The 13429-nt window shown below is 43.5% G+C and carries 11 protein-coding genes; 1 reads left to right on the forward strand and 10 read right to left on the reverse strand.

Annotation, left to right across the window (positions count from 1 at the left end; genetic code table 11):
* Window positions 1-218: 218 nt before the first annotated feature.
* The 9 genes from MKY42_RS20380 to MKY42_RS20420 all read right to left on the reverse strand — a co-directional run bounded on the left by MKY42_RS20380 (window position 219) and on the right by MKY42_RS20420 (window position 11691).
* Entirely contained in the window at window positions 219-1661 is a 1443-nt protein-coding gene (locus MKY42_RS20380; protein WP_090900224.1) for a 6-phospho-beta-glucosidase, read from the reverse strand.
* Between the two features lie 34 nt (window positions 1662-1695).
* Window positions 1696-3612, reverse strand: a complete 1917-nt coding sequence (locus tag MKY42_RS20385; RefSeq protein ID WP_090900227.1) for a beta-glucoside-specific PTS transporter subunit IIABC — start codon at window positions 3610-3612, stop codon at window positions 1696-1698.
* Between the two features lie 365 nt (window positions 3613-3977).
* Entirely contained in the window at window positions 3978-4817 is an 840-nt protein-coding gene (locus MKY42_RS20390; RefSeq protein WP_090900230.1) for a PRD domain-containing protein, read from the reverse strand.
* Between the two features lie 701 nt (window positions 4818-5518).
* The gene (locus MKY42_RS20395; RefSeq protein WP_090900233.1) at window positions 5519-5824 is read right to left on the reverse strand and encodes a DUF456 domain-containing protein; all 306 of its coding nucleotides are present in this window, start codon (window positions 5822-5824) and stop codon (window positions 5519-5521) included.
* Window positions 5825-5847: 23 nt separating this feature from the next.
* On the reverse strand, window positions 5848-6408 hold the full coding sequence (locus MKY42_RS20400; RefSeq protein WP_090900236.1) for an AAA family ATPase: 561 nt from the start codon (window positions 6406-6408) through the stop codon (window positions 5848-5850).
* 181 nt (window positions 6409-6589) lie between these two features.
* The gene (locus MKY42_RS20405) at window positions 6590-7678 is read right to left on the reverse strand and encodes an acyltransferase (RefSeq protein WP_339844247.1); all 1089 of its coding nucleotides are present in this window, start codon (window positions 7676-7678) and stop codon (window positions 6590-6592) included.
* Window positions 7679-7829: 151 nt separating this feature from the next.
* Window positions 7830-8357: a GNAT family N-acetyltransferase gene (locus MKY42_RS20410; RefSeq protein WP_090900242.1), complete on the reverse strand. Its 528-nt coding sequence runs from the start codon at window positions 8355-8357 to the stop codon at window positions 7830-7832.
* A gap of 49 nt (window positions 8358-8406) precedes the next feature.
* Window positions 8407-8802 (reverse strand): VOC family protein, encoded by a 396-nt coding sequence (locus MKY42_RS20415; protein WP_109998375.1) that lies wholly within the window; start codon window positions 8800-8802, stop codon window positions 8407-8409.
* Between the two features lie 177 nt (window positions 8803-8979).
* Window positions 8980-11691 (reverse strand): family 78 glycoside hydrolase catalytic domain, encoded by a 2712-nt coding sequence (locus tag MKY42_RS20420; RefSeq protein WP_339844250.1) that lies wholly within the window; start codon window positions 11689-11691, stop codon window positions 8980-8982.
* A 137-nt stretch (window positions 11692-11828) separates the two neighbouring features.
* Between MKY42_RS20420 and MKY42_RS20425 the strand changes: the two genes are divergently transcribed.
* Window positions 11829-12710, forward strand: coding sequence for an AraC family transcriptional regulator (locus tag MKY42_RS20425; RefSeq protein WP_339844253.1), 882 nt, complete (start codon window positions 11829-11831; stop codon window positions 12708-12710).
* Window positions 12711-12740: 30 nt separating this feature from the next.
* On the opposite strand, the gene MKY42_RS20430 is transcribed toward MKY42_RS20425, so the two are convergent.
* Window positions 12741-13334: a hypothetical protein gene (locus MKY42_RS20430; protein WP_090902484.1), complete on the reverse strand. Its 594-nt coding sequence runs from the start codon at window positions 13332-13334 to the stop codon at window positions 12741-12743.
* Window positions 13335-13429 lie beyond the last annotated feature (95 nt).

Genomic DNA, 13429 nt, shown 5'->3' on the forward strand with positions numbered 1-13429 from the left:
AAAAGACAGCAGTGGAGTATCCATATCCCGTAGATATAAATGCAAGTGATTTTTTCTTCATGATTGGATGCTCCTCCCTTCTTAAGTGACAAGATTCTCTTGATCTCTTGATTATATATGTGAAACAAATCATGAGTCAAATTCATCCCTATAAGCAAAGAGCAATCCCGCGTCAACGAGACTGCTCTTCGTATACTCAAAAGGGACTACACCTGGAGTTAAAAATATTGCGCTCCATTATTGGCAATAACCTCTTTATACCAATGGAAACTTTTCTTTTTCACTCTGCGAAGTGTGCCGCTTCCGTCATTGTTCCGGTCTACATAAATGTAACCGTATCGCTTTTTCATCTCCCCGGTACCCGCACTGACCAGATCAATCGGTCCCCAGCTCGTGTAACCCAAAAGCTCAACCCCGTCCTGAATGGCTTCAGCCATCTCGGCAAAATGACGATTCAGATAGTCGATACGATAATCGTCTTCAACGGTATCATCCTCCAGCAACACATCCGTTGCGCCAAGTCCATTTTCCACAATAAACAATGGTTTACCATAACGGTCATACAGCTGGTTGCAGGTAATTCGAAGACCCTTCGGATCAATCGTCCAGCCCCATTCGGAAGCTTGAAGATACGGATTTTTCACTGAACCAAACACATTACCTTCGGTCGAATCCTTCAAAATCTCTGGATCGGTACTTGTACAGCGACTGGCGTAATAACTGAATCCAATATAGTCAACTGTATTCTGCATGAGAATATCTGCATCTTCCGGCTGCATATCAATGACGATCTCGTGTTCTCTGAAGAAACGCTTCGTATACCCAGGATACGCTCCTTTGGACTGAACATCGATAAAAAAGAACGACTCCCGATCCTGCTCCATGGCTTTCCATACATCGTCTGGATTGGAAGTGTACGGATAAACCATGCCCGCTGCTAGCATGCAGCCAATCTGTGCACCTGGAATGATCTCATGACAGGCCTTTACAGCCAGAGCACTCGCAACCAATTCATGATGCGCTGCCTGATAGAGAACCTGCTCTTTATTCTCACCTTCCTGAAGAACAATACCAGCTCCAATGTACGGAAGATGCAGCAGCATATTGATTTCATTAAACGTCATCCAGTATTTGACCTTGTCCTTGTAACGATTAAACAAAGTCTTTGCATAAGTCTCAAAGAAACCAATCATCTTACGGTTCTTCCAACCGCCATATGTTTCGACCAGATGCACAGGGACATCAAAGTGACAGATGGTGACCACAGGTTCAATATTGTATTTCAACAATTCGTCGAAGACATCATCGTAAAACTGCAATCCTGCCTCATTCGGCTCAGCGTCATCACCATTAGGGAAAATCCGTGCCCAGGCAATGGACATTCTGAAGCACTTGAATCCCATTTCCGCGAATAGCGCAATGTCTTCTTTATACCGATGGTAAAAATCAATCGCTTCATGCGAAGGATAAAACTCTCCATCTTTCGGCTCATATGAATCGAGATTACCCAAAGCAATAGGGAAGCGATTAGCCCCTGTGGGGATCAGGTCGACTGTAGTTAACCCTTTGCCACTTTCAAGATAGGCTCCTTCAAGCTGATTCGCTGCCGTTGCTCCTCCCCAGAGAAAATTCTCCGGGAAGGCTGTTAATTTTTCATACATTCACATCTGCCTCCTATCCATAATGAACGTTTAATTAACCGAGCACTGTGATCAATTTATCTTTCTCTTTCACAGATGCATCTTTCGTGCCCACTACATCCAGATAATTGGACGTGTTCGTAATAATAATCGGTGTAACTGTCTCATACCCGGCATCCTTGATCGCTTGCAGATCAAATTCCATAATCAGATCGCCCACATTAACACGGTCGCCATCTTTTACATGAGCTGTGAAATGCTGACCTTTCAATTGCACGGTATCCTGTCCGATATGAATCAGCATCTCAACACCATCATCCGTTACAAGTCCAATAGCGTGTTTGGTGCGATATACCGTTTGTACAACTCCCGTGATTGGAGATACAACTCTGCCGCTGGTTGGACGAATCGCAATCCCTTTACCCATATGCTCTCCTGCAAAGGTAACATCATTGATCTCTTTCAGTTCAACCACTTCACCAGCCATTGGGCTGAAAATTTCATATCTGTTGTTCGGGTTTGGATCGAGTACCGGGGCTGGAGCTGGTGTAGCTGCTTTGTCCACCGGATCTTTGAAACCAACAACATACGTCAAGATGAAACCAAGGATGAATGCAATAATGGTTGCTGCAACCGTCCAGAAGAATACGGAATTCATACCCTCTGTAGGACTTACATAGCTCGGATAACCGAAGATTCCAAGACCACCAATTATATAACCTTTAGTTCCGGCAAAACCAAGGATACCACCACCAATACCACCAGCAATACAGCTCATGATAAACGGTTTTTTCAGTGGCAATGTTACGCCGTAAATCGCTGGTTCAGTGACACCGAAAATACCAGATATAAACGCAGGTGCACCGAGTGTTTTTATTTTTTGACTTTTCGTTTTCAGAATAACCGCAAGCACTGCACCGATTTGAGCAAAGGAAGCTGCAAATGACAATGCCAGAATCGAATCATAACCAAGCGTTGCAAGGTTAACGAATGCCAATGGAACGAGTCCCCAGTGGAGTCCAAACAAGACGAATACTTGCCACAAACCGCCGATTACAAGTCCTGTAAGTAAAGGGCTCAGTCCGTAAATCGAAGATGTAAATGCACCTAACAGTTGACCCGCCCATGTCGCAACCGGCCCAATTACCAAGAACGTAAGTGGTACAATAACTAGTAAAGTACAAAATGGAACTAGGAAATTGCTGACTACTTTAGGCATAACCTTTTTGAAGAAACGTTCGATTTTGACCGCAAAGAACGTTGCTAAGATAATCGGAATAACGGATGAAGCATAATCCATTAAAATAACCGGTATACCTAGAAACTCGATCCGAATCGGTGATTCGAACAGTGTGCCTGCAAATAAAGTGTACAACGGTTCTCCAGCACGAATACCTGCAAGTGTTGGATAGACTAATGATGCACCAATGGCCATACCTAGGAATGGACTTCCACCGAATTTTTTAATAGCTGTGTATCCAAGGAAGATCGGGAAGAAGTAGAATAAACAATCCCCAATGGCATTTAATAATGCATACGTACCAGCAGTATTGTCTACCCAACCCAAGGACACGAACATAGCAGTGAAACCTTTAATCATTCCCGTCGCTGCGAGTAATCCAAGCACTGGAGTAAATACACCAGAAATCATATCTACAAAGCGGTTAAACAAACTGCCTTTTGGACCTGAATCTGAATCTGTCTCATCTACTTGACCTTCAGCAGACAAGTTACCTGCCTTTACTACGGCTTTATATACATCCGGCACTTCATTGCCGATTACGACCTGATACTGTCCACCACTCTGCATAACGGTAATGACACCCGGCAGATTTTTAAGTTCTTCCGTTTTAGCAACGCTTTCATCTTTGAGTTTAAAACGCAATCTGGTTACGCAATGGAATACACTGTTTACGTTTTTAGCTCCACCTACACCAGACAAAATGTCTTTGGCCAGTTGATCGTAGTTCATAGTAATTCTCCCTCTCTAAGTAGACTCCCGATGCTTGTGAAACAAAGAAAACCTGAACTACTGAACATACACAACGTACCGAAAAATCCGGAAACAAGTCGTGATATTCAGCAATTCAGGTTTTGCCCTTAACGGTTGCAACCCTGTAAGGCTGTACACAGCGATATTCAGTTGTTACACTAACAACTTCATCTTAAAGTAAGTTGCAACCCATCTTTACGGACCAGAGTGGTCGGAAGTATCGGAATTGCCTGATTGAACAGTTACAATCCGATTGATGTATGCGCTTACTTTATGGATTCATAATATAATAACTTCTGAACTATTGCAAGCGTTTTTTTAAGAATCTTTATTTTGTAATATCGTTACTCAGATGTGGCATGTACCACACGCTCAATATGAATGGTTAAATACATCATTTCTTCGTTAGTCAGTTGATACGTGTAGTTGTTTTCAATGAATTTTCGAATTTTCTCCGAGCACTTGTGCGCTTCTGGATACTTTTTCTGAATCATCTCGAATAACTCATCGTCGTTGTTACTCTTGTAATGCTTGCCTTTTACCAGCCGTTGAGCGAAAAACTTCAGATGGGTCACAAATCGATAATAATTCAGTGAGTTCTCGTCAAAGTCCATCTTGAAATGATATTTGATGATCGTCAAAATCTCCTGCATGACCTGAGTCATGCTTCGGATGTTAGGCATCTCTTCGTTTAGTGCCGCATTCACAAAATGAAGCGCCATGAACCCTGCCTCATCTTCCGGCAACAATATACCAAACTGATCACAAATCATATTTAGCGCTTCCAGCCCTACCTCATATTCATCCTTGTAGAGCTGCTTGGTCTCCCACAGCAGTCCATTACGGATAGGCAGATTATTACGATAACGTTCGATGGCAAAATGAATATGATCCGTCAGATGCAGGTAGATGCTCTCGTTTAGCTTTTTCCCAAGCTTCAGCTTGGCATAGGCAATAATCTCCTCAGACACTTTCATGTATTCCAGTGGTATGCTCGCGATTAATGCCTTGAAATTTTCCTGAATATTTTCATTCTGTAAAGTAAATATCTTATCAATATGCTGCTCGGACACCTCATCACCGGCTCGCTTCTGAAAAGCAATTCCCCGGCCAATGACAATGACTTCACGTTCGTCTTTCATCGCAACTACAGCATTATTGTTTAACACCTTCTCGATCTTCACTTTATCCACTCCAATATACAGAAAAAGGCAAACCGTACCTTCTACGAGGTCACTGGCCTTGCCCATTTCACATCAATGTTAACTATATGTGCGTTCATGGTATTACATTTTTCTACATTGTGCAACATAAAAATCGATGATGCTTTACCCCTAACAACCATTTTTTGAATGTCTAAATGGAACTGTTTAGTCGCTTTGTATTTTTTTCTGTTTGCGCATATCGAATCTGCATCTATTTACCTTCCCTCACAAACCACGCCCTTAGCATGACGTTTTATCCAGTGAATTATACTTACACAGAGAGCATTAGATCGATAATTTCAATACCTGCCTGCACCAGATCTGTGTCAGACAGCCTACTACTCACCTTCCACTTCGTCCACTTATAAACCAAAATTAATAAGTACGTTTATGAACATTTTAGCGTCATTCCAGATTAAAAGCGCTTGCACTTATTCGCTATTTTTTTGATTATCCGCCTCTTAAAATCCTGCTGAATTCCGATCATAAATAAACAAAAAAAGCCCTCCCTAGAGGAGGACTTAATGTGTCCGAATGATGAAAAATGGCATACAAAAAAATTAATTATTATTATTTTGTCACGATTTGCTCACTTTTTTCGCAGACATATATCATCTCAAGACTATCATCAGTCAACGGCGTAACATGCCAATCCTTTTCCCTTTTCGTGTAGTGTTTGATCATGATTTATTCTTTTTGCTTTCCTTCTCCAGCTCTGCTTCAATTCTTCGATTAATGATCTTCAACTGATCCGAGTCCAAGTGATCCATATCGGTTAACTGTTTATCGATCTGGTACTCTTCCGCTTCACCCTTGTGCATCAGTCCTAGATGATGCTTAATGGAACGAATATCCTCGCGCATACTCATGGTCTGACGATAATTGTCTGCAACAAGTGCAAATATAATAGCACCTACCAAAATCGTACCATATGGGAACAGAAGACACAGAACAAATCCTACTATTAGAGCCAAAATGAGATACATACTTTATTCGCCTCCCCTTATAATTACAGTTTGAATCGTTCTTGGATTAGCTGCGCCACGTCTTTCGGGCTCTTATTGGTGTTATTAATCCGAATATAATGCTCATGCGTAATTTCTCCGGGCTCTGAGTTCAACCGATATTTCTCCATACTCGAAAGCAGGTCCTGCTCAGACCATTCGATATTACGCTTCGTTGCTTTGTGCAGCAGCCGATGTGGACTCTTGTTACGCTCCACTCGTTCGGTCGGATCAGCCTCCAGTTCAACATAATATACCTCTGCACCTCTGGACTCGAACAACGCACTGACTTTGCGTATGTACTCCCAATCCTCTTTTATATCGAATGCCCACACAAATGTAAAAATCAAACCGGGCAGCTCACTCTTCGCCACTTCTTCAAAAATCTCCTGACGGAACAGATTAACAAGTCTCTTTCCTTGAGGTGTACCATAACTGAAATAAGGTGACACCAGTTCAATCGTCATATGATTGTGAAACAATTTCAGATCGGTGATCTTCTCCAATTCCTGACCCACCGTCATTTTCCCCACAGCCTGTGGACCAAAAATAATGATAAACTTCATCCCATCACTCCTGACATCAACGATATGTATACCATTACTTGAATTTTCTGGACATTAGTCCATAATAACGCCTCTTGGACAAATAAAAAAGAGATTTCAAGTCATCCACTGAAAATTACAGGGCTTGAAATCTCTCTTTTCGGCTTCACTTTATATTCATCATTTCACAGTCTACCCAACGTTAACGTCCGATCAGAACCCATCCCCACTTCATTCTTCTAAGTCCCATGGCAATCATCCATGAGAGCAGAATTGCCACAACATAAGACAGCATAATGCCCAGGCTGAAGTGTGGAGCGAGTTCCACGGAAAGCTCTCTTCTCCAGAACAAAAGCACTAATGGGTGTATTAAAAATACACCAAACGCCACCGTACCCAAAGAGTTCAGAATGCGAGTTGTCCGATTAGATCCATTCTGGTTCCATGCACCTATTCGTTCACATACGATCAGTAAGAGTAAGCAGGCTGAGAGGGTAAACAGATTACGGAATAGAAATAGCAGCGTATAGGTTAGCGCCGGAGTTGCGGCGAAAGCCGTTTTTATATAAGTATTGCCGTAAATAAAGACTGCTCCTCCGCTCAACAATGCAGCAATCAGCACATAACGGTACGAGAACAATTTCTTCAATGCCGCATCGAAGTTCAAGCCAATCCAAGCACCGAATCCAATAACAATCAGGTAACTGGGCAGCAAACTCCCCATCCGTGAGAAATGAAACTGCAAATGCAGTGCGTAAAAAACAGCCTGCGCCGCAATAAAGAACAACGGTAAATATCGATTAAATAAACGGTAACGTGTTAACGAAAGAAGCAGTGGAAAAACCACATAAAATTGCAAAATAATCAGAAAAAAATATAAATGCGTATGTGCAGTACCCGTTAACAATTGCTCCGAGAACTGCTTCACATGTGCCAGAGGCTCTTTGCCTGCTAGCCATTGTTTGACGATAAAATAAATGAGTGACCAGGCCAGATAAGGCACAAAAACATAAAATAATCGCTTTTTATAAAAAGCGGGCATCCAGCCCTTTTCCTTCATCTTGGAGCTGTAATTATAAAACAACACCAATGAGGACAAGAACAAAAATGCAGGTACGGCGAATTGCAGAAAGCTGTTCCAAAAATAATAAAAGTTATGATCCAACGTGTGCTTGGGATAATGTGCAACGGCTGTTGAAGTCGCATGAATGGCGACCACTGCCATAATTGCAAAAGCACGATAGAGATCCAGATACTCAATATGCCGGGGCCGATTAACCGGTTGATTCATAGTAAAACCTCACTTATGCCTGATAGGATGATAGTTTCCGGCCGCAATCCAGATTCTAAGCTTTATTTTAATCAGCAAACGTTAGTAATACAATCATAATCTATATTATTTTCGTTAAATCACCCCAATTTTCAGCATTATTCGACATTAGCTATTTACCTATCCAGAACCGCTCAACGATATTTCCGTCAGGCTCTACATAGTCTTGGTCCTGAATGCCCCCGTTACGAAGAATAACTCTTCTGGATGCCTCATTATGGGCGTTACATACGACTAATACTTTGGTAATTCCGAGATGTTTGGTAATTTCCAAGGAAAGCTTGAGGATCTCCGCACCGTATCCATTCTGTCGCTCGCCTGGACGAATTCCATAACCAATATGCCCTCCGCTATGGAACAGCTTCTCATTCAATTCATGTCGTATATTTACGGCTCCAACAACTCGCTCACTCTCCGTCACGAGCCAGTATGTACTGTCTCTGACCCAGCCTTCCGGGATATCGATGCCTTGTTCGCTGCGTTCCAAAAAAGCTAACATCTCTTCATAAGGATAAGGCTCTTTCGTAATGACCCACGGTACCATTGATTCTCCGCTTGCAACCCAATCTTCATAAAATGCTACATACGCTTCTTTGTATTCAGCTGAAGGTTTAACCAGTCTGACTTTTTCTTTGCTCATTCTGCATACGTCCTCCTTACTCATATTGATATTGCTATGCTCCTTCACCCTAATATATTAATTCACAGTCGTGATGCTCCCAGACGTCGAACAGATTACCGTCCAGATCTTCAAAAGTAAAAAACTTTCCGTATATGCCCTCATCACTAACTTTCCCAACACGGACATGACCAGCAGTGAGTTCAGTATGGAGTTTAACGATATCGTCCGTGAAAAAGGTGATCACCCATCTCTTTTTCTGCTTCACTTGAAATACGGCTCTGGAATCATGATCACTTTCAATCAGATCGAGAATCGGTCTATTGTCTCTAAAAAGGCTGATATAGCCTTCTCTTGGCTGTCTAATATTAAATCCAAAATGGTTGACAAACCAAGCGGCGGACTGTTCAACATTGGATACAGGAATGACATTGTATGCAATACCTAATATTTTTCCAGTCGTCAAATATAGCCTTCTCCCTTCATTGCATCATTAATTTTTGAGCCTCGTATCGAAATGCTGAAAAGTGTCTCTTTCCAAGTAAAAAAAGAGAACCTGCGTGTGCAGATCCTCTACTCGGGTCCAGCTTTCACTATTATATTAGTTCACGATCCTGTTGGCAGATTCCTCTAATACACCCAGTTATACTGACTCCACCTGTTGTGCGTGGACTTCCTGATCCGCTTCAAGTACCTTGTATGTGAATTGGTAGCTTCCTGAGCCCAGAGCAATTCGTACATCTGATCCCTGCGTTAGAATTTCATGAATGTCCGCTACTTGATCCAAAGCTTTTCCGTTCTCCACAACCGTCTGCACATCTGCTCCAGGAAGAAGGACCGTGCCCGTCGTATTGGCAGGAATGGTCACATGTACCTGCATCTCGTTATTATCGCGGCGATACCAGTTGGATGTGACAGAACCGTACATGGTCTTGAAGCTCGCTTCCACCCACTCCAGTCCAGGTCCTGGTTTGGGTTCAATGTGTACGATGCGGAACCCTGGCTCTTGCTCATCTGTGTTAATTCCGGCAACATAACGATATAACCACTCCCCTATGGCGCCGTAAGCATAATGGTTGAACGAATTCATGTCTGCACTCCACAGACTGCCATCCTCCCTGATTCCGTCCCAATGCTCCCAAACCGTAGTCGCACCTTGTGTCACTTGATATAACCAGGATGGATAGTCTTCCTGAAAGAGCAGCGTATAGGCCAGATCATGATGCCCCGTATCACTCAATACCGGATTCAGATAAGGTGTTCCAACAAAACCGGTGGTCAAGTGGTTTCCTGCATCCGCAACCAGTTTTCCCAATTGATCAATGGTCCGTTTCCGAGCTGTAGAATCCAATAGGTCAAAATGCAAAGCAAGCACATGCGCGGTCTGTGTGGGGACTGCAAGTTTGCCCGCAGGTGTCACAAATTCATTTTGAAATGCAGCAACAATGTTGTCATGCAGCTTATCATAATAAGTTACATCTTCTGTATGCCCCAACACCTCAGCAGCCTTCCGTGTTAGAGAAACCGAATAAGCATAGAATGCAGTTGCTACGAAATCCTTATCTGTAGCTCCAATATAGCTGTCCGGCTTGGAATCCAGCCCGAGCCAATCCCCAAAGTGGAAACCAGTATTCCACAAGTAAGGATTCTCTCCTTGAGCATGAATGTAATTAATCCAGCGCTTCATGCTGTCATATTGCTCGGCCAACAGCCTGACATCCCCGTACATCTCGTAGATCGTCCATGGACAGATCACTGCGGCATCCCCCCAGGCAGCGGAAGAATGATTCGTATCCCCCCATCCGTCTGACGTCGAGCTCCTCAAATCAGGAACATAGAAAGGAATGCCTCCATCCTCTCCCTGATCGGACTGCAGATCCCTCAGCCATTTGGTGAAAAAAGGCGCTGTGTTCATCAGATATGAGGATGTGCGTATAAACATCTGTGCGTCTCCCGTCCAGCCCAGCCGCTCATCCCGCTGCGGACAATCTGTCGGTACGTCAAGGAAATTCCCTTTTTGCCCCCACAATATATTGTGATGAAGCTGATTCACGAGTGAACTGGAACTTTTAAAATCACCGGTTCGCTCCATATTGGAATGCAGCACTACACCGGTGAAATCCTCGAGCCGAATCTCGTCCGGGAATCCAATCAACTTCACATAACGGAATCCCTGAAATGTGAAACGTGGCTCGTACGTCTCTACTGCACCGCCTTTTAGGGTATAACGAATGCACTGCGTTGCCCCACGCAGGTTTTCAGTGTAGAAATTACCCTTATGATCCAATATCTCGGCATGTAGCAACTCAACGGTGTGCCCCGTTTCACCCTGAATGCTGAATCTTACCCAACCGACCATATTCTGTCCCATATCCAGCACACGCTCTCCCAGTGGAGTAGTAAGCAAGGCAATCGGTTTAATTTGCTCTATTGGCGTTACGGGAACGTTCTCTTGTGCAATAATAATCTCCTTCGAGTAATCCAGCACACGTACTGGCGACCATTGGACTGAGGATGAATCCTGCCATTCAGATTCCATACGTGCATCATACGTTTCGCCCATATAAATGTCCGAGCTGCGAATGGCGCTGGGGGAAGTCTTCCAGTTTCGATCCGAAATAATACGTTCTTCTGAACCATCGGTATAATGAATATGAAGTTCCAGCAGCAAGCCTGCGTTCGTACCGTATATCTTCTGCTTTTTCTCCCATCCCAAATGTCCTTTGTACCAGCCATCTCCCAGATAAGCACCGAGTATATTCTGTCCATTCTGAAGCTGATCGGTAACATCATAGACCTGATACTGCAATCGCTTACTATAACTGGTCCAGCCGGGGGTGAAGTATGCTTCACCCACTCTCTGGTTATTCAGATGAAGTTCATACAATCCAAGTGCTGTCACATAAATTCTTGCCGATGTTACAGGCTTTATCAGTTCAAACAAGGTACGCAGTCGTGGGCAAGACTCATCCTGCTGAGAGGAAGGATCGACTGTGATCCACTCCGCCTGCCAGGCATCTTCCCTACCCATGAATCCCGTCTCGAAATACGCTGTCTCCGACCAGTCTGATTCATCTCCTGCACGATCCCAGGCACGAATGTGATAATAGTAACGGGTTCGTGCTTCGGGCACCCATTGATCCAGTTCAACATGAATGGACTGATCAGAGCTTTTTTTGCCAGAATCCCATTCCATCTGAGCAAAATCTTCCGTCCGTGACAACTGAATTTGATAATCTGACTGTACACAATTTCTGTGATCGGATTGCAAATGCCAGCTTAATCTGGGCGACGTGATATCTAGTCCAATCGGATTTATTCTATACTCACAACGCAGATGACTTACGGTCAACATCAGAGAAACATCCCTTTCCATCGTGGTTTCCTATTCAAGGTTACGATATAATTATATCGATTCTGTGATCGGAAATACCCGGCAATGAGGACAGTTTAACCCGGTAATCTGGTCATTCCAACCAAGGAGGCTGTCTCGTGAATCCAACCATACAACTGTTCAAGAGCGAATCCTTTTTTCAAAATAATCTGAAGCTGTTCGTGAACCGATGTTCCGAGGATTTTGTGGTTCCTTTTCACGCACACGAGTTTGTTGAGTATAGTTATGTGGCAGAAGGAAAGGGCTTTCATCACATTGGTGACGATATTATTCCGGTACACAAAGGCATGTTATTTGTCATTCCGGTCGGCGTACCTCATGTGTTCCGTCCGGCTACCGCAAATGTATCAGAGCATCCACTCATTATCTATAACTGTCTGTTCAATTCCGAACTGATCCACACCTTGTCCATTATGATTCAGGAGACTGAGATTCAAAACCATCTGACAGACCTGGAGATGAATCGAATTCCTTATGTATCCATCACAGATTATAGCCAACGGCTGGAGGAATTAATGGTAAAGCTGTACCGTGAATCTGCCGTTCCGGGAATCGGTTCTTCCACGATCCTGTACACGCTTGTTAGCCAACTCGTCGTGACAACGTACAGACAGATTCATCAAGCTACCTGTAATGTGAAGGAACATGCGACTGATATGGAACATATTCTTCATTACCTGGACCAGCATGTTCACGAACGAATCCGTTTAAGCGAACTGGTGAATATTTCTGGTTGGAGCGAAAGACATATTGGACGCATGTTCGTGACCCATACCGGGCGGACGTTTGGTTCTTACCTGCAACATTTGCGCATACAAAAAAGCTGTGAATTGCTGAAGAATTCACAACATAAAGTCAGTTTAATTGCTGAACTTGTAGGTTACCGGGATGTAGATTCATTTTACGCCGTCTTTAAACGAATTACAGGAGAAACCCCGCAGGGCTATCGCAGGAACTTCAGAGCAGAACCATTGAATTAAGTGTTCCTGCCTTCCGTTCCTTCTCTGGGTTCATCCCTTTATTGGATAAAATCGGCTTTCTTCCTGTTCTGTTTCAAGCAGACGATCTACATAAGCCTTTGCACCTTTCCAAGACGTCATCAACGGAAACTGATGCTGCTCCCGTTCATTTATATTCCAAGGATGAGGGATACAGATGACTTTTTTTCCGTCATTCATCGCAGGTATCAGGTTATGTGCTCCATCATCAATTAACAGATCGAAGTTAATCAAGTTCTTCCGTTTACAGGTTATAAACTGTTCTGGAGATATGTATGGCATATGCTTCTGAAGCCAATTCCACTTCTCTACAACCGTTTTGGGCTCAGCCGCGGTTAGGATCAGCAGATCATAGGCTTGATGGAGCTTTTCCACCTCTTCTACCACATATTCATCGTAAATCTCCAGTTCCTCAAACAGCCCTGGTCGACCGTAAAATACATCATGTGTACAATCCGGATGGCGCAAATGGGATGTATCCCAATGTATCATATCCTCATATCGCAGCGGATGGGTTGGGAAATGGATATTGTTATGATAGATGGCTCGCTTGACCAGATGACATATGGTGTCATCCATATCTACAGCAATAATAGGTTTCTTCATCTTTATCCCCTCCAATAGGATCACAGTATATCATCATCAATGTAACAGCGCTATCCTTTTTGACCTCAAAATAAAAAGCGGCCCCTGCGCCGCAA

It is taken from the genome of Paenibacillus sp. FSL W7-1088 (genome assembly GCF_037969855.1).
GTDB lineage: Bacteria > Bacillota > Bacilli > Paenibacillales > Paenibacillaceae > Paenibacillus.